The 25,859-nt window shown below is 67.9% G+C and carries 23 protein-coding genes and 1 tRNA gene; 5 read left to right on the top strand and 19 right to left on the bottom strand.

Going from position 1 to position 25,859, the window contains the following annotated elements; genetic code table 11:
• Positions 1-76 precede the first annotated feature (76 nt).
• The 5 genes from atpB to RM423_RS00095 all read right to left on the bottom strand — a co-directional run bounded on the left by atpB (position 77) and on the right by RM423_RS00095 (position 4,760).
• On the bottom strand, positions 77-895 hold the full coding sequence (gene atpB, locus RM423_RS00115; RefSeq protein WP_311420950.1) for a F0F1 ATP synthase subunit A: 819 nt from the start codon (positions 893-895) through the stop codon (positions 77-79).
• Positions 896-1,232: 337 nt separating this feature from the next.
• Complete coding sequence (locus tag RM423_RS00110; RefSeq protein WP_311420949.1) at positions 1,233-1,607, bottom strand: hypothetical protein; 375 nt, start codon at positions 1,605-1,607, stop codon at positions 1,233-1,235.
• A 10-nt stretch (positions 1,608-1,617) separates the two neighbouring features.
• Positions 1,618-2,742, bottom strand: coding sequence for a glycosyltransferase family 4 protein (locus RM423_RS00105; protein WP_311420948.1), 1,125 nt, complete (start codon positions 2,740-2,742; stop codon positions 1,618-1,620).
• A 13-nt stretch (positions 2,743-2,755) separates the two neighbouring features.
• Positions 2,756-4,021 (bottom strand): serine hydroxymethyltransferase, encoded by a 1,266-nt coding sequence (locus RM423_RS00100; RefSeq protein WP_311420947.1) that lies wholly within the window; start codon positions 4,019-4,021, stop codon positions 2,756-2,758.
• A 100-nt stretch (positions 4,022-4,121) separates the two neighbouring features.
• Positions 4,122-4,760: an L-threonylcarbamoyladenylate synthase gene (locus RM423_RS00095; protein WP_311420946.1), complete on the bottom strand. Its 639-nt coding sequence runs from the start codon at positions 4,758-4,760 to the stop codon at positions 4,122-4,124.
• A 168-nt stretch (positions 4,761-4,928) separates the two neighbouring features.
• Between RM423_RS00095 and RM423_RS00090 the strand changes: the two genes are divergently transcribed.
• Positions 4,929-6,194, top strand: a complete 1,266-nt coding sequence (locus tag RM423_RS00090) for an SGNH/GDSL hydrolase family protein (RefSeq protein WP_311420945.1) — start codon at positions 4,929-4,931, stop codon at positions 6,192-6,194.
• Between the two features lie 102 nt (positions 6,195-6,296).
• Here RM423_RS00090 and prmC read toward each other — a convergent pair whose 3' ends face one another.
• From prmC to argS, 13 genes are all read right to left on the bottom strand, one after another.
• Positions 6,297-7,172, bottom strand: coding sequence for a peptide chain release factor N(5)-glutamine methyltransferase (gene prmC / locus RM423_RS00085; protein ID WP_311421212.1), 876 nt, complete (start codon positions 7,170-7,172; stop codon positions 6,297-6,299).
• Positions 7,169-8,251 (bottom strand): peptide chain release factor 1, encoded by a 1,083-nt coding sequence (gene prfA / locus RM423_RS00080; RefSeq protein WP_311420944.1) that lies wholly within the window; start codon positions 8,249-8,251, stop codon positions 7,169-7,171. The genes prmC and prfA overlap by 4 nt, the downstream gene beginning before the upstream one ends.
• Before the next feature lie 114 nt (positions 8,252-8,365).
• Entirely contained in the window at positions 8,366-8,593 is a 228-nt protein-coding gene (gene rpmE / locus RM423_RS00075; protein WP_311420943.1) for a 50S ribosomal protein L31, read from the bottom strand.
• Positions 8,594-8,800: 207 nt separating this feature from the next.
• Positions 8,801-9,700, bottom strand: coding sequence for a carbohydrate ABC transporter permease (locus tag RM423_RS00070; protein ID WP_311420942.1), 900 nt, complete (start codon positions 9,698-9,700; stop codon positions 8,801-8,803).
• Between the two features lies 1 nt (position 9,701).
• A complete protein-coding gene (locus RM423_RS00065; protein WP_311420941.1) occupies positions 9,702-10,730 on the bottom strand; it encodes a carbohydrate ABC transporter permease in 1,029 nt (342 codons plus the stop codon).
• Positions 10,731-10,851: 121 nt separating this feature from the next.
• Positions 10,852-12,141: an ABC transporter substrate-binding protein gene (locus RM423_RS00060; RefSeq protein ID WP_311420940.1), complete on the bottom strand. Its 1,290-nt coding sequence runs from the start codon at positions 12,139-12,141 to the stop codon at positions 10,852-10,854.
• 155 nt (positions 12,142-12,296) lie between these two features.
• Positions 12,297-12,773: a PH domain-containing protein gene (locus RM423_RS00055; protein WP_311420939.1), complete on the bottom strand. Its 477-nt coding sequence runs from the start codon at positions 12,771-12,773 to the stop codon at positions 12,297-12,299.
• A 173-nt stretch (positions 12,774-12,946) separates the two neighbouring features.
• A complete protein-coding gene (gene rho, locus RM423_RS00050; RefSeq protein WP_311420938.1) occupies positions 12,947-15,163 on the bottom strand; it encodes a transcription termination factor Rho in 2,217 nt (738 codons plus the stop codon).
• Between the two features lie 308 nt (positions 15,164-15,471).
• Complete coding sequence (thrB, locus tag RM423_RS00045; RefSeq protein WP_311420937.1) at positions 15,472-16,515, bottom strand: homoserine kinase; 1,044 nt, start codon at positions 16,513-16,515, stop codon at positions 15,472-15,474.
• Positions 16,515-17,603 (bottom strand): threonine synthase, encoded by a 1,089-nt coding sequence (gene thrC / locus RM423_RS00040; protein ID WP_311420936.1) that lies wholly within the window; start codon positions 17,601-17,603, stop codon positions 16,515-16,517. Before thrC ends, thrB begins: the two co-directional genes overlap by 1 nt.
• A 112-nt stretch (positions 17,604-17,715) precedes the next feature.
• A complete protein-coding gene (locus RM423_RS00035) occupies positions 17,716-19,026 on the bottom strand; it encodes a homoserine dehydrogenase (protein WP_311420935.1) in 1,311 nt (436 codons plus the stop codon).
• Complete coding sequence (gene lysA / locus RM423_RS00030; RefSeq protein WP_311420934.1) at positions 19,023-20,477, bottom strand: diaminopimelate decarboxylase; 1,455 nt, start codon at positions 20,475-20,477, stop codon at positions 19,023-19,025. The genes RM423_RS00035 and lysA overlap by 4 nt, the downstream gene beginning before the upstream one ends.
• A gap of 99 nt (positions 20,478-20,576) precedes the next feature.
• Entirely contained in the window at positions 20,577-22,229 is a 1,653-nt protein-coding gene (gene argS, locus RM423_RS00025; RefSeq protein ID WP_311420933.1) for an arginine--tRNA ligase, read from the bottom strand.
• Positions 22,230-22,422: 193 nt separating this feature from the next.
• Between argS and RM423_RS00020 the strand changes: the two genes are divergently transcribed.
• The 3 genes from RM423_RS00020 (at position 22,423) to RM423_RS00010 (ending at position 24,030) form a co-directional block, all read left to right on the top strand.
• A complete protein-coding gene (locus tag RM423_RS00020; protein WP_311420932.1) occupies positions 22,423-23,130 on the top strand; it encodes a DUF3105 domain-containing protein in 708 nt (235 codons plus the stop codon).
• A gap of 85 nt (positions 23,131-23,215) precedes the next feature.
• Positions 23,216-23,842, top strand: coding sequence for a DUF305 domain-containing protein (locus tag RM423_RS00015; protein ID WP_311420931.1), 627 nt, complete (start codon positions 23,216-23,218; stop codon positions 23,840-23,842).
• A gap of 116 nt (positions 23,843-23,958) precedes the next feature.
• A tRNA-Arg gene (locus RM423_RS00010) sits at positions 23,959-24,030 on the top strand.
• Between the two features lie 37 nt (positions 24,031-24,067).
• Here the strand turns inward: RM423_RS00010 and RM423_RS25335 are convergent.
• Positions 24,068-24,478, bottom strand: a complete 411-nt coding sequence (locus tag RM423_RS25335; protein ID WP_396327541.1) for a tyrosine-type recombinase/integrase — start codon at positions 24,476-24,478, stop codon at positions 24,068-24,070.
• Between the two features lie 229 nt (positions 24,479-24,707).
• Between RM423_RS25335 and RM423_RS00005 the strand changes: the two genes are divergently transcribed.
• Positions 24,708-25,139: a cytidine deaminase family protein gene (locus RM423_RS00005; RefSeq protein ID WP_396327540.1), complete on the top strand. Its 432-nt coding sequence runs from the start codon at positions 24,708-24,710 to the stop codon at positions 25,137-25,139.
• The last annotated feature ends 720 nt before the right edge of the window (positions 25,140-25,859 follow it).

The following is a 25,859-nucleotide window of genomic DNA, read 5'->3' as shown; positions in this document are numbered from 1 at the left end:
AGCCGTCGGGGCCGATCGTGACCGTAATTCGATGGTGCGCTGGTGCGCGGGCAAAGCGGGTGGTGCCGGGAGTGGATCAGTGCTCGGAAGCCAGCGATCCGGAAATGTAGAGAGCGGTCAGCAGAGTGAACACATACGCCTGCAGGGTCGCGACGATGACTTCGAGGAAGCCGATCGCGATGCCGAGAGCGAAGGCCAGCAGGCCTGCCGGCTTGAGCACCACGTTGCCCGTGGCGTGGATCAGGAGGTAGGCACCACCGGTGGAGAACAGCACCAGCAGCAGGTGGCCCGCGAACATGTTTGCGAACAGACGCAGCGACAGGGTCAGCGGCCGGACCAGGATGTTGGACAGGAACTCCAACGGCACAAGGAGGAACAGCATCGGCCACGGGACGCCCGAGGGCACCGTCGCGTGCTTGAGGTAGCCACCGAGGCCCTTGTCAGCGATGCCCACGCCGTTGTAGACCACCCACACCAGCAGCGCGAGGCCGTAGGCGAAGTTGACCCTGGAGAAAGGCGTGAACTGCAGGACCGGCACGATGCCGAACAGGTTGTTGAAGAGCACGAAGAAGAAGAGCGACACCAGCAGGGGGACGTACTTCTGGTAGACCCGGGTGCCGATGACGTCCTGGGCGATGCCGTTGCGCACCAGGCCGTACGCCTGTTCGCCGAGGTACTGACGCCGGGACGGAACGATCGACCCGCGCCGCCCGGTGAGAAACAGCAGGCCGAACGCGAGGATGGCGCCGAGGACGAGCAGGGCGGACGCCTTGGTGAGCAGTGGGTCGTAGCCGCCCTGATTCCATGACTTGCCTGTGAAGTCCGGCAAGAAGAACTCAATCGGGCCGGGCGGGTGGAATCCTTCATTGGCAAGGACTAAGCCGGTGTGGCTCACGCAGTGTCTCCTCGGTCATCATCTGGCCGTCGTACGTCGGCTGCATCGTCACGCGGGGTGGTGCCGGTCGCAGCCTGAGGGTCGTGCTGTCCGTGTGGTTCACGCAGCCGAAATCGGGCAATAACCATGTACATCCCGAGCCCCGCTCCGACCACAATGCCGATCGGAAGCAGAAAGCTCGCGTGGAGCCAGACGCTCAGCCCCCAGCCGATGCCGCCATAGAATACGACGCCGGATACCAGGTAACCGAACGCCGCCCACGGGTCACCGCCCGGCGGCTCACCGGGCCCTGCAGGACGATTCATCTGGTGGAAATCCTAACAGGCCGCCGGAATTGCTATGACCGCACCCTGAGCCGCGCGATCTCCGTCCCGACCCAGATCACGACGACCGCAACGAGGCCGACCGCGACCCCGGCGCCGTTCACCACGCGAGGGCTCGACGCGGCGAGCGCAACGGCCAGCGCGGTCGCGGTCAGGAAGTAGCTCAGCACTGCGACCGGCAGTGTGAGCTTGGGCAGGAACCGGTCGGTGTAGCGGACGTTGAAGGTACTGACCTCGAGGATCAACGTGGTGAATACCAGTCCCGCGAGGTAGCTCAAGGATGCCCGGGAACCGGCCGGGCTGAGGACGGCGAAGAGGGCGCCCCCCACGACCGCGGCGACTCCCAGGCAGAGCCAGCGCAGCCGGAGCAGGCCCGGCCGCGCCGTCATAACTGCGCCGTCACAGTCGCGCCGATCGCAGCCGCGGGATGGCGGTGGCCAGCAGGCCCGCGCCCAGCAACCCGGCAACCACCGCGAGCACCAGCCACGGCCCCTTACTGATCGACATGGCGACGGCTCCGAAGGCCAGCACGGCGGACCAGAAATAGAGCAGCAGCACGGCGCGGCGATGGCTGTGGCCGAGGTCCATCAGACGGTGGTGCAAATGCTCCTTGTCGGGCGCGAAGGGCGACTGGCCGCGACGCAGCCGGCGGATCACCGCCAGCAACAGGTCGAACAGCGGCAGCGCGAGCACCGCGAAGGGCAGGATCAACGGCAGGTACAGCGGCAGCGCGCCCTTGAGGCCGAGGCCGAGGGACTGCGGATCGGCCTGGGAGGACGCCGTGGTAGCACCGGCCGAGAGGATGAGCCCGACCAGCATCGAGCCGGAGTCGCCCATGAAGATCCGGGCCGGCGAGAAGTTGTGCGGCAGGAACCCGATGCAGGCCCCCGTCAGTCCGGCGCAGATCAGGGTCGGTGCCAGGGCGATGTCGGTGTTGCCGACCTGCGCGAGGTGATAGCTGTAGCCGAAGAAGGCCATTCCCTGGATCGCCGTGACGCCTGCGGCCAGGCCGTCCAGGCCGTCGATGAAGTTGACGGCGTTGATGGTGAGCACTGTGAGCAGGATGGTCAGTTCCACACTGGCATCGCGATCCAGCGGGATGGTGCCGACATTGCCCCACGGAACGTAGATGTAGAGCAGCTGGATGCCGCCCACGATCGACATGACCGCCGCCGCGGTCACCTGGCCGGCGAACTTGGTCAGGGAGTCCAGCTCGTACCGGTCGTCGAGCACGCCGAGGCCGCAGATGATGATGCCGCCGCAGAGCACGCCGGTGATCTCACTGCCATTACGGAAGGTTCCGTGCAGGGTCGGCAGGGCGTGCGCGATCACCATGGCGGCGCTGAACCCCGCCAGCAGGGCAAGCCCACCGAGCCGGGGCGTGTCGACGGCATGCACGTCGCGGTCGCGCGGCTTGGCGACAGCGCCCCAGCGAGTGGCGATCTGGCGGGCCAGCGGTGTGCAGAGATATGTCCCGATGGTGGCGATCAAGCCGACGAGTGCGTATTCGAGGGACGGATGCACTTCGGACCCCGGCTCAGCCCCGGGGATACGCCGGATGAGCCGCGACGAGTTCGCCGACCTCGGCCCGGATCTCGGCATGGGCAGCGGCGTTCTGGGAGGTGACGGCGCGGGCGATGAGATCGGCGATGCGGGCCATCTCGGGCTCCCGCATCCCCTGGGTGGTGACCGACGGCGAGCCGACCCGGACGCCCGAGGCGACCGACGGCGGTGCCGGATCGTTCGGGATGGCGTTCTTGTTCAGCACGATGCCCGAGGCATCGCAGCGCGCCTCGGCGTCCCGGCCGCTGACGCCGAGGCCCTGCAGGTCCAGCAGCGCCAGGTGGGTGTCCGTGCCACCGGTGACCGGGCGCATGCCGGCATCGGCCAGTCCGGAGGTCAGCGCCTGGGCGTTGCTGATGACCTGGCGGGCATAGTCCTGGTACTCGGTGGTCGCGCACTCGGCGAAGTTGACGGCCTTGGCGGCGATCGCGTGCATCAGCGGGCCGCCCTGCATCATCGGGAACACCGCCTTGTCCAGCTTCGCGGCGTGTTCGGCCTTGCACACCAGCGCACCGCCGCGGGGACCGCGCAGCACCTTGTGGGTCGTGAACGTCACGACGTCGGCATAGGGCACCGGCGACGGGATCGCCTTTCCGGCGACCAGGCCGATGAAGTGGGCGGCGTCGACCATCAGAATCGCGCCGACGGAGTCCGCGATCTCGCGGAACGCGGCGAAGTCGATCAGCCGCGGGATGGCCGAGCCCCCGCAGATGAGCAGCTTCGGCTTGTGCTCGAGCGCGAGAGCCCGGACCTGGTCGTAGTCGATGTTCTCGGTGGCCGGGTCCACGCCGTAGCTCACGGCATTGAACCACTTGCCGGAGAAGCTGACCTTCGTGCCATGAGTTAGGTGCCCGCCGTGCGGCAGCGACATCGCCAGCACCGTGTCGCCCGGCTGCAGGAACGCGCCGTACACGGCCAGGTTGGCATTGGCGCCCGAGTGCGGCTGCAGGTTGGCGTGATCGGCGCCGAACAGGGCCTTGGCGCGGTCGATGCCGATCTGCTCGGCGCGGTCGACGACCTCGCAGCCACCGTAGTACCGGCGTCCGGGGTAGCCCTCGGCGTACTTGTTGCTCAGCGTGCTGCCGAGCGCGGCGAGTACGGCAGGCGAGGTGAAGTTCTCGCTCGCGATCAACTGCAGGCCGCCACGGAGCCGGTCGAGCTCGTCGAGTACGACGCCGGCTATCTCGGGGTCCACCTTCTGCAGTGCGTCGAAGTCCGGGCCCCAGTACTGGTCAGTCATTGTCGACGCACTCCTAGCTCAGATCCATGGCGGGCCACCGGAGGGCACTCCGCGACCGCTGCTCTCCCGCACAGAGATAGTTCTCTCCCGCACAGAGAGATTAGCCGACCGAACCGAGGACCTCTCGCAGCGCCGCCAGGCTCACGGCGCCCTCGCGCAGGACGACCGGAGCCTCACCCGTGAGATCCACGATGGTGGAGGCCTGACCGATCGGCACCTCGCCGCCGTCGAGATAGACCGACACCGACTCCCCGAGCTGCTCGTAGGCCTCCTGCGCCGTGGTGGCCGGCGGCCGGGAGCTGACGTTGGCGCTGGACACCGCCATCGGCCCGGTGCTGGCCAGCAGCTCCAGCGCGACAGGGTGCAGCGGCATCCGGATCGCCACCGTCCCGCGCGCGTCGCCGAGGTCCCACGCCAGCGAGGGGGCGTGCTCCACGACCAGGGTCAACCCGCCGGGCCAGAACGCCTCGATGAGGTCCCGAGCGGTGCCAGGAACGGCGCTGACGAGGCCGTCGATCGTCGTCCACGAGCCGACGAGCACCGGAACCGGCATGTTGCGCCCGCGCCCCTTCGCGGCCAGCAGCGTGGTCACGGCACTGGGGTTGAACGCGTCCGCGCCGATTCCGTACAGGGTGTCGGTGGGCAGAACCACCACGGATCCGGCGGCGACGGCGCGCGCCGCGGTTCCGATGGCCATCGGACGGGTGTCGGGGTCGGTGCAGTCCAGCATGTCGCTCATGACACGCCATCTTGCCGTAGCGGAATTTGTGTACCGCGGGGTAGCCCGGATTCCACATCGGTGCCAAGATCTGGCAGGTCAGGTCCGAGAAGTCCGGTTCTGGGTAATACCGGAGCCACTGTCCCGCGCTGTGTCCCCCCACCGCAGTTCCCCCGGAAGGAACCACCGATGCCGCACTCCGTCCCGTCCCCCATTCAGCGAGGTCCCCGGCGAAGAGGCTGGCAACGCACCGCGGCCCTCGTCGCGGGCGCCGTCACCACCGCGGGCGCGCTGATCGCCATCGGCGCCCCCGCGGCTACCGCCACCACCTCGCCCCAGGTCGTTCCGGCCGGCAGCGACTGGGCGGTCAGCCTCGGTGACTCCTACATCTCCGGTGAGGCCGGTCGCTGGGCCGGCAACTCCGACGACTCCGGCCAGACCGACGCCCTCGGCTCGACGGCCTACTACGACGCCGGTAGCGGCGAGTCCATCCCCGGCTGCCACCGGTCCAAGAGCGCCGAGATCAGCTTCGGCACGATCCAGTCGGCCAACCTCGCCTGCTCCGGCGCCGAGACCGCCACGTCGGCGTACTCCTCGGGTAACGACTTCAAGCCCGGCCTGGACTTCTACGACGACGGAGCGGGCCACATCGGTCAGGCGCTGGCCCTGCAGACATTCGCATCGACGCACAAGGTGAAGATGGTCGCGGTCTCCATCGGCGGCAACGACTTCAACTTCGGCTCCATCGTGCAGTCCTGTGTCACTGACTTCCTGACGTCGCCGACCTGGTTCAAGAACTACTGCAACGACGACTCGTCGGTCACCGCCAATTTCACCAGCACCAACATCAGCGCGGTGACCACACGGATCTCCAACGCGCTGCGCAACGTCAACACCGCGCTGGCCAACGACGGCTACACCGCCTCCGATTACACGATGGTGGTGCAGACCTACCCCTCGCCGCTGCCGGCCGGCTCGGGCATCCGCTACAGCGAGTCGGGCTTCACCCGCCAGAGCACGGGTGGCTGCGGCTTCTGGAACAACGACGCGAGCTGGGCCGGCTCCAGCGCCCTGCCGAACATCAACAGCGCGGTACGGTCGGCCACCACCCAGTCGGCGCTGCCGAACGTCAAGATCGTCGACGTGTCGGGGCTGTTCAACGGCCGCCGGCTGTGCGAGAACGGTGTGCACCTGCTGAGCGAGACATCGCTCGCAAGCTGGCGCAGCGCAGGCGCGGTGGACGCCAGCGAGTGGATCGAGCAGATCCGGACCGTCTCGACGGTGCTGGGGCCCTACTACGTGCAGGAGTCGCTGCACCCGAACTACTGGGGGCAGCTGGCTCTGCGCAGCTGCCTGCGTCAGGCCTACAACGAGGGGACGGTGCGGGGCGGCTCGTGCACCCGCTCGGCAAACGGGCTCAGTTCTGCCGGTGAGCCGGTCGTGACGCTGGGCTGAGTCGGGCGGTCAGCGGTACCGCCGCCAGCCTGACGGTCGCTATTAGGTTGGTATGTTCTCCGGTCGGCATAGCGGCCGGAGAACATACCAACCTCTCACCCGCTAGCGCCTGTGCGCGGTCGCGAACCGTGCTTGCCCAGCAAGATCGGTGTGGGCGGCCACGGTGTGCCAGCTCTGCCCCTCGATCAGCAGCCGGGTCATCGACTTGGGCTGGCTCTCGTCATGCTCGATCACGGCAAGCCCACCCGGACGAAGCAGCCGGGCAGCGGTCCGCAGCAGCCCCGGCATCAGAGCCAGTCCGTCCTCACCCGCGAAAACCGCCTCGTCCGGGTCGTGGCTGACCTCTACGGACAGCTCGGCGCGGAGTCGCTCCGGGACGTAGGGCGGATTGCTCAGCACCACGTCGACGCTGCCCGTCAACCCGGCAAGCAGCCCGGGATCCGTCACGTCGGCCGGCACCACTTCGATCGGCCGGTCCCCCGCCGCTGCGCGGGCAGTTGCGTTGCGGCGCAGCCATTCCAGAGCGGCGGCTGACCGCTCGACGGCGACCACGCGGGCGGCCGGGTATTCCTGGGCGACAGCGAGGGCGATGGCGCCGGACCCCGCGCAGAGATCCACCACCGTCCCGGCGACCCGCAGCTGTGCGGTGGCCAGCTCCAGCACCAGCTCGGTCTCCGGCCGCGGAATGAACACCCCGGGACCGACGACGAGTTCGAGATGGCGAAACGGCGCAGTGCCGGTCAGGTGCTGCAGCGGTATCCCTTCGGCCCGCTGACCGACCAGCTCCCGGTAACGGACCGCGGTGCCGGCGTCGAGACCGCCTGCCAGCAGTAGCTGGGTACGGCTGCGACCCAGCAGGTGCGCGAGCAACAGCTCAGCGTCCACCCGCGGCGAGCCGGCACCGGTGGCGGCCAGAACCTCGACGGCCGCCCTGAGCTCAGCCGGAACGCTGAGCCGCGGCCCGGGTTCGCAGCTCAGTTGGCTGCACCCGACAGTGCCGCCTCGATGTCGGCCTGGGTGAGGGCGTTGATGACATCGTCCAGGGCGCCGTCCAGCACCTGGTCGAGGTTGTACGCCTTGAAGTTGACGCGGTGGTCGGCGATCCGGTTCTCCGCGAAGTTGTACGTGCGAACACGCTCGGAGCGGTCCATGGTGCGGACCTGCAATCGCCGGGCGTCCGAGGCCGCCTCCGCCGCTTGTTCTTGAGCGTGGGCCAGCAGCCTGGACCGCAACACGCGCAGTGCCGCCTCACGGTTCTGCAGCTGGCTCTTCTCGTTCTGCATGGACACCACGGTCCCGGTGGGCACGTGCGTGATCCGGACGGCCGAATCGGTGGTGTTGACGCTCTGGCCGCCCGGGCCGGAGGACCGGTACACGTCGACCCGCAGGTCGTTCATGTCGATCTCGACGTCGACCTCTTCGGCTTCGGGAAGCACCAGCACTCCGGCGGCGGACGTGTGGATGCGGCCCTGCGACTCGGTGACGGGCACCCGCTGGACGCGGTGCACGCCGCCCTCGTACTTCAGCCGGCTCCACACCGGGTTCTCGGCGCTGCGTGAGCGCACCGCGACGGTCACCGACTTGTGGCCGCCGAGGTCGGTCGCCTCGTCGTCGAGGATTTCGGTCTGCCAGCCCTGCAGCTCGGCGTAGCGCAGGTACATCCGGAGCAGGTCGCCGGCGAAGAGCGCCGACTCGTCGCCGCCCTCACCCGCCTTGATCTCGAGGATCACGTCCTTGATGTCGTTCGGGTCCTTGGGCACCAGCAGCTCGCGCAGCTTGGCCTCCAGCTCCGGGATGCGCGCGGCCAGCTCGTCGGCCTCGGCCGCGAAGGAATCGTCCTCGCCGGCGAGCTCGCGGGCGGCCTCGGCATCAGCCCGGACGCTGTCCAGTTCGTGCGAGGTGCTGACGATGGGCGCCAACTGCGCGAAGCGCCGGCCCAGCCGCTTGGCCGCACCCTGGTCGGCGTGCACGGCCGGGTCCGAGAGCGCCGTCTCGGTCTGGCGGTATTCCTCGAGCACCTGGGCCAGGTTGCTCGTGCTGGTCGTCTGCTGAACCATTGCTCATCCTTCGATCACGAACCGGGTACCCGAACGGTGGGACTATCTGCCGGGAAAAGAAAACGGCGCCCGTGGCATGCCGGGAAGGGCATGCCACGAGCGCCGTCGGGACAGCTAGGCGTTGGTGTTCGTCCGCTCGCGCTTTCCGTAGCGCTTCTCGAACTTGTCGACGCGGCCGCCGACGTCCATGATCTTCTGCTTGCCGGTGTAGAAGGGGTGGCAGGCGGAGCAGACCTCAGCGTGTATCCCACCGGACTTGGCGGTGCTCCGGGTGGTGAATGTGTTACCGCACGAGCAGGTCACGTCGGTGACCACGTACTCGGGGTGGATCGCGTCCTTCACGGTGGTTCCCTCTCTGTGGCGCCGTTGTCGGCGCCGGTTATGGCCGCCGGGTCGCCCTGTCGCTTCGGCGAGCTATCGCCGACCGCGAGAACCTAGGACGTGAACCGGAGCCGGGTCGTCAACCAGACAGTGTGCCAGTCGTGGCCACGCTCTTCCAAACGCGGAACCGCCGCCCGCCATTCCCGTCCGGGGCGGCCCGGCGGGTGGTCAGCCCTTGACACCGCCGGCCGTGAGACCGCTGACGATGCGCCGCTGGAACATCAGTACGACTATCACCAGCGGGATGGTCACGACCACGCCCGCCGCCATCGTCTGGGTGTACGGCACCACGTGGGGACCGGCCGTGAAGTTGGCCAGGGCCACCGTCGAGGGCTCCACCTTCGCGATGCCGTTGGACAGCACGCTGGAGAGCAGGTACTCGTTCCAGGACGCCAGGAACACCAGGATCGCGGTGGTGAACAGCGCCGGTGCCGCCAGCGGGAAGATCACCAGCCGGAAGGCCTGGCCCGGTGTCGCCCCGTCGACACGGGCCGCCTGCTCCAGCTCCCACGGCATGTCGGAGAAGAAGCTGGTGAGGGTGTAGACCGCCAGCGGCAGTGAGAACGAGATCTGCGGCAGGATGAGCGCCTGGTATGTGCCCAGCCAGCCCCAGTTGGCGAACAGCTGGAACAGCGGAGTCAGGATCGCGACCCCGGGGAACATCGACGCTCCGAGGATGGCTGCCAGCACCGCACCCTTGCCCCGGAACGACAACCGGGCCATCGCATAGCCGGCGAAGACGCCGATCGTCATTGCCAGGAAGGTGACGACGGCGCCGATCAGCACGCTGTTGAACAACGAGCGGCCGAATTGGTTGTCGGTGGTGTTGAAGGCGTATCTGAAGTTGGCGAAGGTGACGTGGGTGAACCACGGCGTGGTGTCGAAGGTGTAGGCGGTGCTTCGGAATGCCAGGACCAGCATCCAGTAGAAGGGTGCCAGGCACCATACGATGATCAGCGCTATGACGGCGAGGGTGCCGACATTTCCGGCGCTGAACCGCTTGCGCGACGCAGTGGTGGTTGCTGAGGGAACGGCGAGCGCGCTCGCGGAGTGTGCCACGGCTGTCATGTCACTTACCGCCCTTTCCGGGTGAGCCCACGATGTTGGCATTGAACAGCCGCACCATGCCGAGCGCGATGGCGAAGATGAAGACGAAAGTGACGGTGGACAGCGCCGAGGCCGAGTACACGCCGCTGTGCAGCTGTTTCACGACCAGGATCGACACGGTGCTGGTGCCGTTGGCGCCGCCGGTCAGGATCGCCGGCAGGTCGTACATGCGCAGCACGTCGAGGGTGCGGAAGATGACGGCCACCGCGAGCGCCGGCTTCACCAGTGGGAGCGTGATCCTGCTGAAGCGCTGCCAGCCATTTGCCCCGTCGACCTTGGCCGACTCGTAGATGTCGGCGCTGATGCCTTGCAGTCCGGCCAGGATCAGCAGTGCGATGAAGGGAGTCGTCTTCCACACGTCGGCGATCACAATCGCGGCGCGGGCCGGCCACTGGGAACTCGTCCAGGCGAAGTGAGTTCCGAGAAGCTTGTTGAGGATGCCCTCGGGGTCGAAGACGACCGCCCACAACTTGGCGGTGACGGCGGTCGGAATCGCCCACGGGATGAGGATCGCGGCCCGGACCAGCGCGCGACCCTTGAAGGCACGATTCATCATCAGCGCGAAACCCATGCCGATGACCGTCTCCAGGATCACGGTCACCACGGTGAAACCGACCGTCACCGAGATGGAGTTCCAGAATTCGGCGCCGAGGTTTCCGGTGGGACAGGACACCACCTTGCCGGCCCCGGAGGGGCACTGCTGCAACAACCAGTGCTTGTAGTTGGTGAGGCCGGTCCAGGCGCCGGCCGGGTCGAACCGTCCCGTGGTCGGATTGATCTTCTGGGTGTCCGACAGGAACGAGTTGTAGACGGCCTTGACGATGGGGTAGCCCACGATGAGCCCCAGCAGGGCGACGGTCGGAGCGACCAGCATGAACGCCAACCGACTCTCGCCGGTCTTGATCTTGTTGCGGCGCTTGCCTGTAATACCTGGGGGGTTCTGGACGGACGCTACTTCGGCCGCTTCCGCGGCTTGTCCGGCGAGGGTCATGGAGCCTCCTCGGGCTACTGACATCTCAGGCGGGTAAGGAAATTTGTCCTACCGCCTGGACGAAGTGGGTCCGGCGCTCCGGCTCCGCTCCGCCCAGGCGGCCTGGTTCAGCGGGCCGCGATCAGCCGGCAGTCGCTGACGTGATCGCGTCCTGCAAGCTCTTCAACGCGCTCTCGACACTCGTCTTGCCCTGTAGCGCTGCGTAGACGTTGGTCTCGATCGCCTCGGTCACGGCAGGGTAGAACGGCGTGACCGGACGCGGAACCGCCGTCGAGATGCTCTTCAGCAGCACCGGCAGGTACGGGAACTTGGCGACCAGCTTGGGATCGGTGTAGAGCGCCGACAGCACCGGCGCCGCCGATCCCTGCACGAGGTTGTAGGACTGGATCTCGTTGGACTCCATGAACTTCAGGAAGTCCAGGTCGGTTGCCTTGTACTTGGAGTACGTGCTGATCGCGACGCTGTGGCCACCGAGGCTCGACGCGCCCTGACCATCCGGCCCCGGAAGGGGGGCGATGCCGAACTTGCCTGCGACCTTGGAGCCCTTGCCGGCGAGGATCGCGTCAGCGTACGGCCAGTTGCGCATGAACATCAGCTGGCCGGCCTGGAACGCGTTGAGGCTTTCGGTCTCCTTGAAGCCGAGGGCCTCCTTGGGGATGTAGCCCTGCTTGAAGCCGTTGACCAGGAAGTTCAGGCCGGTCGCGGCATCGGCGGTGTTGACGTCAGGGGTCTTCCCGTCCGGCTTGACGATCTGGCCCTTGGCCGAGTTGATCGCCTCGGCGGCGTTGACGGTCAAGCCCTCGTACTTGAAGAACTGCCCGGCGTAGCAGCCTGGCTTCGATCCGGTGATCGTGCCTGGCGTCGTCTTGCCCTGGCAGTCAGAGATCAGCTGCGACCAGGTGGTGGGCGCGGTGGGCACCAGATCCTTGCGGTAGTAAAGCAATCCACCGTCCGAGGCGTACGGCGCCGCATACAAGGTTCCGTTGTAGCTGGCCGCGTCGACCGTCGGCTTGAGCAGTGCGCTGGTGTCCAGCGCGTACTTGCCGGTCAGCGGGACGATCCAGCCCTTGGCCGCGAACTCCGCGCTCCAGACCACGTCCGTGGTGACGACGTCATAGCCCGGGTCCTTGGCCTGGAAGTGCTGCTCGAGGTCCGAGAGCTGCTGGTCGGCCTGGTCGGACTGCTGCTTGATCGTGACTTTCTCGTTGGGGTGCGAGGCGTTCCAGGTCTTCGCGATGTTCGGCATCAGCCCGCTGTTGTCTTTGCCGGTGACAAAGGTGATCGGGCCACGCGCGCTTGCTCCCGCACTGGCATCGCTGCTCTTGCTTCCACTTCCACCGCCACCGCAGCCCGCTACGAGAACGGTCGCGCTGAGCAGGGAGACCGCGGCTATGGCGACCTTGGGTCTCATCGTCTGTAGTCCTTCCGACGTTGTGTTCCGGGTTCTGATAACGCTTACAGAAGCATGAGAATGACACTGAAGTCGGTGCTTGCAGAGAGGGCCGTGACCAAAGATACGCAACCGTTACCTCCTCGTCAGACGCCCCTCACATTAACGGGCAGGAGCTATCCCGGACGGTTACGCCTGGCCTCAATTTGGTTACTTATGGCGTTCAACCGCGCGAGGGCACGCGGCTTGCTGGTCGGCTTCGACGGTTGCAGCAGGGACGGCGGGACATCCACATAGGTCCCATCCGGACGCGTCAATCGCACCGTCGCGGCACCGCGCACCTCGGAAACCACGGCCACCCGGGCGACGCCGGACCAGGGCAGCCAGTTCTGGCGCAGGACGTGCCGGACGGCGATGCCGTCATCGTCGACGACGAGGTACATCCGTAGGGCGACGACCGCGAGTCCCAGGGCAACCGCGCCGAACGCCAGCGTCACGGTACGGACCGGAGCGGAGGGGCTGCCGTAGATGTTGAGAGCGGCGACCGCCGACACGAACAGGATCAGCAGGGCGGCCTGATAAGGCGGAACGCGCCACGAGAGGACGTCGGCGCTCACCTGGGACGTCGGGGTCACGGCTTCGCGGTCAGCCACGCCGAAAGTGTACGACCCGGCGGCCGCTTGCAGTAGCCGTTCCCGTCGGCGGTGCCGCTGCACGACCGATGCCCCGCGTGCGTAAGGCATCGCGGGGGCATCGGTGCTCGGATTGCCGATCGGCAATCGGTGGGTTTGTGCAGGGGTGTGGGTTGTGCAGGGGTGTGGCCGCCTCAGCGGTCGTCGGCTCCCGGCGTCGTCTTGGCAATCTGCATCAGGAACTCGATGTTCGTCCGCGTCTTGCGCAACCGGTCGAGCAGCAGGTCGATGCCCTGCTGGGAGTCGAGCGCGTGCAGCACCCGGCGCAGCTTGATGACGACCGACAGCTCGTCCGGCGACAGCAGGATCTCTTCCTTACGGGTCGAGGACTGGTCCACGTCCACGGCGGGGTAGACGCGCTTGTCCGCGATCTTGCGGTCCAGCCGCAGCTCGGCGTTGCCGGTTCCCTTGAACTCCTCGAAGATCACGGTGTCACCGGCAGAGCCGGTCTCGACGAGGGCCGAGGCGATGATCGTCAGCGAGCCGCCGTCCTCGATGTTGCGAGCAGCTCCGAGGAAGCGCTTGGGCGGGTACAGCGCGGTCGAATCGACACCGCCGGACAGGATTCGGCCGGATGCCGGCGCGCCGAGGTTGTACGCGCGTCCCAGCCGGGTGATCGAGTCCAGCAGGACGACCACGTCGTGGCCCATCTCGACCAGCCGTTTCGCCCGCTCGATCGAAAGCTCCGCGACCATGGTGTGATCTTGCGGCCGGCGGTCGAAGGTCGAGGCGATGACTTCACCCTTCACCGAGCGCTGCATATCGGTGACCTCTTCAGGCCGCTCGTCGATCAGCACGACCATCAGGTGGCACTCGGGATTGTTCGTCGCGATCGCGTTGGCGATGGCCTGCATGATCATCGTCTTACCGGCCTTCGGCGGCGAGACGATGAGCGCGCGCTGGCCCTTGCCGATCGGCATGACCAGGTCGATGACGCGGGTGGTGAGGATGTGCGGTTCGGTCTCGAGCCGCAGTCGCTCCTGCGGGTACAGCGGGGTCAGCTTCGTGAACTCGACGCGGTTGCGCGTCTGCTCCGGGTCGACCCCGTTGACGGTGTCCAGCCGGACCAGCGGGTTGAATTTCTCCTTGCGCTCGCCGTCGCGGAGCTGGCGTACCGCTCCGGTGATGGCGTCACCGCGGCGCAAATTATACCGGCGGATATGGTTGTTGGCGACGTAGACGTCATCGGAGCTGGCGAAGTAGCCGCTGACCCGGATGAACCAGGAGCCCTTGTCGTCCACGTTGTCCAGGATGCCGGCGACCGGAACGAGGACGTCATCCTCGGAAATGGTCGGCTCGACGTCGTTGCGGCCGCCGCCCTGACCGCCCTCGACGCGGTCGCGGGTGCGACCGCGGCGATCACGGTAGCGGCGACCGCGGCGGCTGCCGCCGAACTCGTCATCGTCGTCGTTCTGGCTGTTGTTGGCCTGACCGTTGTTGCGGCCGGCGCCGTTCGCGAGGTCGCGGGCGCTGTCACGGTTCTGGTTGCGCCCACCGTCACGGCTGTTCGCGTCACGGCTGTTCGCGTCACGGCTGTTCGCGTCACGGCTGTTCGCGTCACGGTTCTGGTTGTTGCGATTGCCCTGTCCGTCACGGGGACCGCCGTCACGCGCACCGCCATCGCGGGCAGCACCGTCACGGCGGGCAGCACCGTCACGGCGGCTGCCGCGCTCGGGCCGGTCCTGCTGCGCCTGTCCGTTGTCCGAGCGCGCGTCGGCTGCACCGTCCGTAGCGACCTGGGTGTCCTCGGCGACGGGTGCCTCACTCCCGGGCTGCGCCTGGGCGGAGCTACGGGTTCGGCGAGGGCGACGCTCCGCCGCCTCCGCAGCCGGAGCCTGCGACGAGGAGTCGGCCGCGCTGGCGGCGGGGTTGTCGGACTGGGCCGAACCGGACTGGGCCGAACCGGACTGGGCCGAACCGGACTGGGCCGAACCGGACTGAGCCGAACCGGACTGCGCGAAACCCACCTCAACCCCGTTGGCAGCGGAGCCGTTGTTGGCAGCGGAGCCGTTCACGGGCGCCTCGGTCAGCGTGGGCTGAGAGGTCGCGGTGACCGGGCGGGTGGCCGAACGCCGGGTACGCGTGGTCGGCGCCGCGGCGGTGTCAGAGGCTGCGGCGGGAGCGCTGCTGGGCCGTTTGGCGGTCTCGATGGCGGTGATCAGGTCGCTCTTGCGCATCTTCCCGGTCGCGATGCCCATCGAGCCCGCGAGAGCCTGGAGCTCGGGCAGCAGCATGGTGGTCAGCGAGCCCGAGCGGCGCTTCGCACGCTCCTGGGCGGTGTTGTTGGCGCCGGCGGTCGCTGAAATGCCGGTGCTGGGCAGGACGCTGAGCTGGTCCTGAGTGTCTGTCACGTGGTTTCGGATCCTTCCGAGTGGTCGTACGTCTTGGTTGTCCTCAGACGCATACCGGTTGTGGATTCGGCGGGTATCGCCGGGCTGATCGAGCCGCCGATCAACGAGATTTTTCTCAGCTGAGGTCGGTGCGGACTTGTCCACCAGCGATTACGGCCGAGATACCCAGTACGGCTCAACTGGGGTGTTCGGCTTGGGGACGGTACCGCGCAGGCTCATCGAGCTGCTTCGTCGCGTATCTCCACGAGCGCGCGTATCTTCACGAGCGGTGGTTCCACGAGAACAAGCTAAGACTAGACGCAAGCTGCTCAGGGCAGCAACACAGGGGCCGGTGTGTCGTATTCCCCTCCTTCCAGCGTCTCGGTCCGGGCGCCGTCGGCGATGGCCGGTTCGGCGCACTCCCAGCCGGTCGGTGACAGCGCCGTGGCTGCGGTGGCCTGGTCCGCCGACTGCGCCAGCGCGAGGACCGAGGAACCCGCCCCGGAGATCACGGCGGCGATTCCGGCTTTGCGAAGCACCTTGACCAGCGCCGCGCTGTCCGGCATTCCGGCAGCCCGGTAGTCCTGATGAAGGCGGTCCTGGGTGGCAGTCCACAGCAGGTCCGGCCGTCCGGTGAGCGCGACGACGAGCAGCGCTGCCCTGCTGGCATTGAAGGCCGCGTCGGCGTGCGGCACGGACGCCGGCAGGGCCGCGCGCGCGGCGTGGGTGGCCGACTGCTCGGTGGGTATGAACAGCACCGGACGGACGCCCTGCACCGCGACCCGGGCGGCGCTGCTGTGCTGCTCCTCGGCCCAGGCGAGGCTGAGGCCGCCGAGCAGGCACGCCGCGACGTTGTCAGGGTGGCCCTCCAGGCGCGATGCCAGATCCAGCGCGGCACCGTCGTCCAGCAAGCTCCGGCCGTCGCGCACCAGGCCGCGTGCCAGTTCGATGCCGGTCACGATGGCCGCCGCCGAGGACCCCAAACCCCGGCCGTGTGGAATCCGGTTGTCGCACCCGAGTTCCAGGCCCGCGGGTTGACCGCCGAGCAGGTCGAAGGCGGCCCGCATGGCTCGAACCACCAGGTGTCCCTCGTCCAGGGCCACCGAACCGGACCCCGCGCCGGTGACGCTGATCCGCAGCCCGGAGTTGCGGACCCGGGCCGTGACCACGTCATGGCGGGCGAGGGCGAGCCCGAAGCTGTCATAGCCCGGGCCCAGGTTGGCGCTGGTGGCCGGAGCTGTCACCCGGACGGGCACGTCCACGAACGAGACTCCGACCTTCGCGGGGCCGCCGGTTGCCGGACCGCCGGTTGCCGGACCGCCGGTTGCTGGACCGCCGGTTGCTGGACCGCCGGCTGCTGGACCGTCGGCCATTACGCCAGACCGAGTTCGGTTGCCGCCGAGTGCGCGTCGACGGCGATGGTGACCGGCGCGGGCGCTCCGGAGATCGCCCATTCGGGATCCTTCAACCCGTTGCCGGTGACGGTGCACACCACTGTGGCGCCGGCCGGCACCCGGCCGGCCTTCGAGGACTTGATCAGCCCGGCCACGCTGGCTGCGGACGCCGGCTCTACGAAGACGGCCTCTTTGCGGGCGAGCAGCCGGTACGCCTCCAGGATCTCTTTGTCGGTCACCGAGTCGATGACGCCGTGGGACTCATCGCGCGCGGCCTCGGCCTGGGTCCACGAGGCCGGGTTGCCGATCCGGATCGCGGTGGCGATGGTCATCGGCTTGAGCACCGGGTGCCCGAGCACGATGGGGGCGGCACCGGCCGCCTGGAAGCCGAACATGGCCGGAGTGCCGTCGACGACGCCGTCACGCGCGTACTCCCGGTAGCCCTTCCAGTACGCGGTGATGTTGCCCGCGTTGCCGACCGGGATGCAGTGGATGTCCGGGGCCTGCCCGAGCACATCACAGATCTCGAAGGCGGCGGTCTTCTGGCCCTCGATCCGGTCCGGGTTCACCGAATTCACGAGCGCCACCGGATAGTCGACGGCGAGCTTGCGGGCCAGTTCCAGGCAGTCGTCGAAGTTGCCGTCCACCTGCAGCAGCCGTGCCCCGTGCACCAGTGCCTGAGCCATCTTTCCGAGTGCGATCTTGCCCTGGGGCACCAGCACCGCGCACACCATGCCGGCCCGGACCGCGTACGCCGCTGCCGACGCGGAGGTGTTGCCGGTTGATGCGCAGATGACCGCCTGAGCGCCTGCCTCCGCTGCCTTTGAGATCGCCATGGTCATGCCGCGATCCTTGAAGGAGCCGGTTGGGTTGGCGCCCTCGACCTTGAGAAAGACCTCGGCGTTCACCCGGTCCGACAGCGTGGGCGCGGGAACGAGCGGAGTACCACCCTCGAACAGGGTGATGACCGGAGTCCCGTCCGTGACCGGCAGCCGGTCACGGTAGGCCTCGATGAGACCGGGCCACGCGCTGGTCGGCGGACCGGAAACGTAGTGCCGTCCGGGCATCTGTCGGCTCTCCTTGGGTAACGGCGGTCACGGGGTGGTTCTCGGTCACGGGGTCGTTCTGACGCGTCGTTGCGTCCGTCGGGCAGTCCCGCTTCGTTCAGTCCCGCTTCGTTCAGTCCGCCGGCATGCCCTCGACGCGGAGCACGCTGCTGGCGCGGCGGATGAAGTCATAGCCTGCCAGTCGACGCACGGTCGCCGACAGGGCAGCGTCGGGAGCGTCGTGGGTGACCAGCACGAGGGTTGCCGCGTCTCCTCTACCCTCCTGCCGTACCGTCCGGATGCTGACGCCGTTGTCGGCGAAGGCGCCCGCGACCGAGGCCAGTACACCAGGCTTATCGGCGACATCGAGCGCGACGTGATAGCGCGTCTGCACTTCGCCGATCGGCTGGACCGCGAGATCGGCGTAGGCGCTCTCGCCCGCGCCGCGGCTTCCCGAGATCCGGTTGCGGGCGACCGCGACCAGATCGCCGAGCACCGCGCTGGCGGTCGGGCCGGCACCCGCACCCCGGCCGTAGAACATCAGCGATCCGGCCGACTCGGCCTCGACGAACACCGCGTTGTACGCGTCGCCGACCCCGGCGAGCGGATGCGTCCGCGGAATCATTGCCGGGTGCACTCGGACGGCCACCGACGGCGACTCCTCGGTGCCCGACCGCTCGCAGATCGCCAGCAACTTGACGGTGCAGCCCATCGCGTTCGCGCTGGCGATGTCGGCGGCGGTGACCTCGCTGATCCCCTCGCGGAAGACGTCCGCCGCGGTGACCCGGGTGTGGAACGCGAGCCCCGCCAGGATCGCGGCCTTCGCGGCGGCGTCGAAGCCGTCCACGTCAGCGGTCGGGTCGGCCTCGGCGTATCCCAGCGCGGTGGCCTCGGCCAGCGCCTCCGCGAATCCGGCTCCGCTGGCGTCCATCCGCGAGAGGATGAAGTTGGTGGTGCCGTTGACGATTCCCATCACCCGGGTGATCCGGTCGCCGGCGAGGGACTCGCGCAGTGGCCGCAGCAGCGGGATGGCGCCGGCAACGGCCGCCTCGTAATACAGGTCCACGCCGTTGGCCGTCGCGGCCGCGTGCAGGGTGGCGCCGTCCTCGGCGAGCAGGGCCTTGTTGGCGCTGACCACGCTCTTGCCGGACTTCAGCGCGTTGAGCAGCAGGGTCCGTACGGGCTCGATGCCGCCGATGACCTCTACCACCAGGTCGATGTCATCACGGGAGACCAGCGCCTCGGCGTCGGTGGTGAGCAGGCTCTGGTCCACGTCAGGATGCCGATTGAGCCGGCGTACCGCGATCCCCGCCAGCTGCAGCGGAGCCCCTACCCGGGCGGCAAGATCGTCCGCCTGCTCGGTGAGCAGCCGGGCCACGGCCGAACCGACGACCCCGCAGCCGAGCAGCGCGACCCGGAGCGGACGCTCGAACGCCTCACTCATGCGCTCACCTTGCCGGTCGCGCGGCTGATGACCGGCGCGGTGGAGCCCGCGTCCCAGCCGACGTCGGTGGCCATCACCTGCTCCAGGGTCTCTCGCCGGACGATCAACTGGGCCTGGCCATCGGTCGCGGCAACGACCGGCGGACGCGGAATCCTATTGTAATTACTGGCCATCGCGTAACAGTAGGCACCGGTGGCGGCGACCGCGAGCAGGTCGCCGGGCTGGACATCGGAGGGCAGCCAGCAGTTGCGTACGACGATGTCCCCGCTCTCGCAGTGCTTGCCGACCACCCGGGAAAGCTGCGGGCCGGCGGTGCTGGACCGGTTGGCCAGCGTGACCGTGTACTCGGCGTCGTAGAGGGCGGTGCGGATGTTGTCGCTCATACCGCCGTCGACCGAGACGTAGTTGCGTTGCACGCCGCCGTCCAACGCGATCGGCTTCACCGTTCCCACCTCGTACAGCGTCACCATCGACGGGCCGATGATGGCGCGTCCGGGCTCCACCGACAACCGGGGCGTGGCGATGCCGGCCAGGCCGCACTCGACCTCGATGATGGCGCGCAGCCGGGCCGCGATGTCCGCGGGCCGCTGCGGATCATCACCCTCGACGTAGGCGATGCCGAGACCGCCGCCGAGGTCGATCTCGGCCAGCTCGATGCCGTGCCGGGTGCGGATGTCCGCGAGCAGGCCGACCACCCGGTGCGCCGCGACCTCGAACCCCGCCGTGTCGAAGATCTGCGAGCCGATGTGGGAGTGCAGGCCGACGAGCTCGATCTCCGGACGGGCCAGCACGTGCGCCACCGCGGCATGCGCGGCGCCGCTGGCGAGTGAAAACCCGAACTTCTGATCCTCGTGCGCGGTGGCGATGAACTCGTGGGTGTGCGCCTCGACGCCCACGGTGACCCGAACCAGGACGCGCGGTCGCACGCCCTCGTCGGCGGCGAGATCGGCGAGCCGGTTGATCTCGAGTTCGCTGTCGACCACGATCCGGCCGACACCGGTTTGCACGGCGTACCGGAGTTCCGCGGTGCTCTTGTTGTTACCGTGGTACGCGATTCGATCGGGCGCGACCCCCGCGCGCAGCGCGATGGCGAGCTCCCCGCCGCTGCACACGTCGATGCCCAGTCCCTCTTCCGCGATAAGGGCCGCCACCGCTGTGCTCAGGAACGCCTTGCCCGCGTAGAACACGTCACCGCCCTCGAACGCCGCCGCGTAGTTGCGTGCCCGAGCGCGCACGTCCTCGGTATCGAGCACGAAGACCGGAGTGCCGTGCTCGGCCACCAGCCGCGTCGCGGGTATGCCGGCGACGACCAGTTCGCCGTTCACCCGGTCGGCGTTGATCGGCCAGATCCGCGGGTTCAGGCTCGACAGATCCTCGGGCACCGCCACCGCCTCGACATCGGCAAGGATGTGTCCATGGCTGGGGCCGGCTGGGTGGGCGGAGCGGCTCATATGCTTTTCCTGACTGGGGCGGCTGCTGCGGCTCAGCCGGAGCACGACTCGGCGCTGAGTCGCTCCCGGCTGAGCGGGTGGCTAGGACATCGGTTGCGGCTACTTGCGCTCGGGTGCCGACACGCCGAGCAGGGACAGGCCGTTGGCCAGAACCGTCCTGGTGGCGACGTCGAGCCACAACCTGGTTCGGTTCACGTCGGTGATCTGCTCGTCCCCCTTCGGCAGCACGCGACAGGAGTCATACCAGCGGTGGAAGGAGCCGGCCAGCTCCTCCAGGTAGCGAGCCACCCGGTGTGGCTCGTGCAGCTCACCGGCCTGCGCGACGACGCGCGGGAACTCCCCCAGTGCCGTGAGCAGTGCCGTTTCGGTGTCGTGCGTCAGCAATTGCGGCTCGAACACGTCGAGGGTGATGCCGACCGCCGCCGCGTTCTTCACCACGTTCACCGTCCGGGCATGGGCGTACTGGACGTAGTGCACCGGGTTGTCGTTCGTGGCCCGGGTGAGCAGGTCGAGGTCGATGTCGAGGGTGGAGTCGGCCGAGGACCGCGCGAGCTGGTAGCGGGCGGCGTCCACGCCGACGGCATCGACCAGGTCCTCCAGGGTGATCACGTTGCCGGCCCGCTTGCCCATCCGGACCGGCTTGCCGTCCTTGACGAGGTTCACCAGCTGCCCGATCAGCACCTGCAGGTTCACGCCCGGGGTGTCGCCGAAGCAGGCGCACATCGCCATCAGCCGTCCGACGTAGCCGTGGTGGTCGGCACCCAGCATGATGACGACCCGGTCAAAGCCGCGCTCGCGCTTGTCGAGGTAGTAGGCCAGGTCACCGGCGATGTAGGCCGCCTCGCCGTCGCTCTTGATGACGACCCGGTCCTTGTCGTCGCCGAAGTCGGTGGTGCGCAGCCACACCGCGCCGTCGGACTCGTAGATCCGGCCCTGCTCGCGCAGCCGCTGGACGGCCCGCTCCACCGCTCCGGAGTCGTGCAGCGAGTTCTCGTGGAAGTACACGTCGAAGTCGACGCCGAAGTTGTGCAGGCTGGCCTTGATCTCGCCGAACATCAGCTCGACGCCGACGCTGCGGAACAGCTCCTGCGCCTCGTCCCTCGGCAGGTTCGACACGTCCGGATGGCTGGCGACGATCCGCTCGGCGATCTCGGTGATGTAGCTGCCGGCGTAACCGTCCTCGGGGACGGGCTCGCCGAGCGCAGCGGCTAGCAGCGAGCGGGCGAACCGGTCGATCTGCGCACCGTGGTCGTTGAAGTAGTATTCCCGGGTGACCTGGGCGCCATTGGCCTGCAGCACCCTGGCGAGTGAGTCGCCTACGGCTGCCCAGCGCACACCGCCGATGTGCACCGGGCCGGTCGGGTTGGACGAGACGAACTCGAGGTTGATGTTGTGGCCGGCCAGGGTGTCGGTGGAGCCGTACTCCGTGCCCTGCTCGACGATGGTCTTCGCCAGCTGCCCGAGGGTTCCGGAGTCCAGGGTGATGTTGAGAAAGCCCGGACCGGCGACCTGCACGTCGGCGATGCCCTCGACCGCGAGCAGCTGCTTGGCGATCGCCTCGGCCACCTCGCGCGGCGGCTTGCCGGCCGGCTTGGCGAGCCGGAGCGCGATGTTGCTGGCGTAGTCCCCGTGATCCCGGTTCTTCGGACGCTCCACGACGACTTCGGCCGGCACGTCGGCGGTGAACGCGCCGGACTCGACGGCCCGCGTGGCGGCGGACCGGAGGGCGAGGCTGAGATCGTCGGGAGTCACACAACGATGTTAGTGGCCCGCGATACCCGGTATTTTTCAGTGGTTGGCACGCACGGTAACCGCCGCAACGGTCCCGGCTGCCGGGCGCCACGGTAGCCGCGAGTGGCTGCGGTCAGGCCATCCACAGCTTGGAAGCCTAGAATCATGGGCGAACAGGGCAGCACGAGCTGCACCCATGCGAGAAAGCGACTCGATGACTAATCCGACGAAACCGGCGTCTGGCGGGCCGAACAAAGGCCAGCAGCCCAAGCGCCCGGTGAGCAAGGGCGCGACCCGCGCCGCCCAGTCGAAGAAGATCGTCAACCAGCGGCAGACGCCGTGGGGGCTCATCATCGCAGCGATCGTCATTGTGGCGCTCGCCGTCGGAGTTGTCGGGTATGCGGTGCACCAGAACCGGAGCAAGGCCGACTACGCCAACCCGGCCAAGATCCCGGGCATCACGCACAAGTCGTTCCCGAGCGGCGAGCACAAGACCACCGTGCTCAGCTACGCCGAATCGCCGCCCATCGGCGGCCCGCACTCCCCCATCTGGGCGGACTGCAGCGGCACCGTTTATCCGAACCAGATAGCGAACGAGAACGCGGTGCACGACTTGGAACACGGTGCCGTCTGGATCACCTACAAGCCCGGTCTGCCGAGTGACCAGCTCGACGTGCTGACCAAACTGGCGTCGGGCCAGGACTACACCATTCTTACCCCGTACGCGGGGCTGAAGACCAACGTCTCACTGCAGGCATGGGGCTATCAGCTGTTCGTGGACAAGGCCACCGACTCGCGCGTCAAGCGGTTCATCAAGGCGCTGCGGCTGAACCAGAAGAACACCCCCGAGCTGGGTGCAAGCTGCTCCAACCCTGCGTTCAAGACCACGCCCAGCACGCCCGGGCATCCGACGGAGTCCTGAGTTCGCCATGTCGCTGCTGACCGGGCCGGAAGCTCCCACAGAAGAAGCGCCTCCCGTTCAAGGGGGTGCGCTGCGTACCGTGCTGATGGCCATCATCGCGGTTGCCGCGCTGGTGGTGGCCGGTGGTGCCGGCTACGTCCTGGGCCACCGGCATTCCGCGGCCAGGTTGCCGGGGGCCAACTCGGTGGACGCCGGGTTCGCGTGGGACATGGCAGCTCATCACCGGCAGGCGGTGCTGATGGCCGGTTACACCCGCGACCACACCAGCGACGGCGTGATCAGGACACTGGCCTTCGACATCGAGACCAGCCAGTTCAACCAGGCCGGGCAGATGCAGGGCTGGCTGGACACCTGGGGCCTGCCGCCGGAAAGCCCGAACGCGCCGATGTCGTGGATGGCGGGGTCCGGACACGACATGATGGGCAGCGACATGATGGGCCGCGACGGCCTGATGCCCGGCATGGCGACGCAGGCACAGCTGGCCAAGCTCGACACCCTCAGGGGTAAGACGCTGGACATCTTCTTCCTGCAGCTGATGTTGCATCACCACCAGGGGGGCGCCCCGATGGCGCAGTGGGCCGCGACCCATGCCAGCACCGCCTACGTCCGCAACGCGGCGAAGAAGATGGCGGACTCTCAGGGAGCCGAGATCGTGCTGATGGAGCAACTGCTGCGCGAGCGTGGCGCCAGCCCGCTGCCCCCTCCGATGTAGCCGACTCGTGGTGGGCCGGTGAGCGGTCGGTGGGCCGGTCAGTGGTCGGGCGTCCGGCTGCTACGATTCTGGACGTCCAATCGGCCGCCTCGGCGGGCGGTTGGACGGGCCGCAGGGCCCCCGTAGCTCAGGGGATAGAGCGCTACCCTCCGGAGGTAGAAGCGCAGGTTCGAATCCTGCCGGGGGCACCCAGCTACAAGGCCCATATTCATTGCCTATAGCCGTTCAGCCGAGGTTGGCAGACTGATTAATTGCCTTGAGTCCGCAGGGAGTCCGCGGCAACTTTGCGGGACGTCTCGGCTGCCGTGTGCAACCCCTCCGCCAGGTCGTCGAGCTGGTCGCCGTACAGATGCCCATACGGTCCAGGGTTACCGTCGCCGAAGCGTGCCCGAGCATGGCCTGCACAACCTTGATCGAGGCGCCCGACGCGATCGCCAAGGACGCCGCGGTGTGCCGCAAATCGGGTGGTCGCAGACCCTCGAACCCGATCGCCGTCGCCGCCGCGTTGAACGCGGCACGCCGGAACACCAACACCCGAAGCGCTTCGCCGGTCCGGTTACCGCTGAACACGAGATCATCCGACTTCCCGACGACGTGCGCCGCGAGTAGATCAGCCAGGAACCTCGGGACGGGCACCTCACGTCGTTCGTAGGACTTCGGCGCGCCCCAGGTCTGCACCCCGTCAACGAGTGCGGCGGCTGAGACCCCCCATCGCGCCGCAGACCGTGTATGTGACCGTGCGGTGGCCGGAGCGGCCTGGTGTGCAGCGGCAGGGTGGCCAGCCCACGATGGGCGCGTTCGGCTCGATCAGGCGGTCCAGCGACCTGATCGATGAGCGCCCGCAGGTTAGAGTTTGGACGTGAACATGATGCATCCGTCGTCCCGTCCGCTCAGCGCTGAGGACGTGGAGTTGGTGGACCAGGCTCGCCGGGCAATCGACGCGAACACCGACGCCGGACCCGGTGAAGATGGGGTTCACACCATGGGCGCTGCTGTTCGAGCTTCGGACGGCCGAGTGTTCGTTGGAGTAAACCTCTACCACTTCACCGGCGGGCCGTGTGCTGAACTTGTCGCGTTGGGCGCCGCCCGCGCCAGCGGCGCCCGAGAAATCACCCACATCGTTGCTGTGGGCAGTCACAGCCGAGGGGTCAAGGCCCCGTGCGGTCGGGACAGGCAGGTGCTCGCCGACTACCACCCGCAGATCCGCGTTATCGTGCCCACACCGGGCGGCGATATCAGCGTGCGAGTCACCGATCTGCTTCCTTTCGGGTTCGAGACCCGCGCCGAGCATTCCTGAGCGGAACTGCTCCCCGCGGCCGAGGCGACGAAGCAACTCGGCCTGTCGAAGGAGATACAGCAGGACGCGCAAGAGATGGTGCGGCGCGCTGAGTACGCGCTGGGTAAGGCGATCCGGACCCGGACAGGAGCAAGGCCAGATTCGCCGCGTGGCGAGATCGCAACCCGCTATGACCGGCGGAGTGGAGAACCGGGGTACACCTTGAACTCCGCAGAACGTCGGGACATCCACGCGCTGGTCGAGACGGGACACCCCATCGCCCCGGGTCGCGCACGGCGGCGAGGCGCTGCTTGTACGTCGTGGCCGCGGCGATCACGCTATTCAGCCGCCGGAACGTCACGCGGAGCTACATCCCTTCCGGACTAAGCGACACGAACTCGGTGCTATCCCCCGAGCCGCCAGGAGGCTCACCTTCGACGGGTGAGTCCTCCGTACTTGCGGACGCTGTATCGGCCCATCAATGCCACCCACATGCGAAGAACCCTCTCAGCTGTTGCAGCCTCGACCCAATAACCGCCCACATGCGCGGGACGTTACCCCCGGGAACTGATCTACAGCAGCGCCCGTGTCCAGCCTCCGAGCTGGACTAGGGTTAATACCGTTCAGTTAGTGGGTTGTGATCTGGTAGATGGGTGGGTGTTGGGGTCGGGGCCAGGTGGCGTGGTGGGCGCGTTTGACGTGCCATTTGGGCATCTTTCTTTTGATGACGCGGGGTTGGGC

The organism is Jatrophihabitans lederbergiae (assembly GCF_031845305.1).
In the GTDB taxonomy this organism is placed as follows: Bacteria; Actinomycetota; Actinomycetes; order Mycobacteriales; family Jatrophihabitantaceae; genus Jatrophihabitans_A; species Jatrophihabitans_A lederbergiae.
This window is presented reverse-complemented; position numbering and strand designations above follow the sequence as displayed.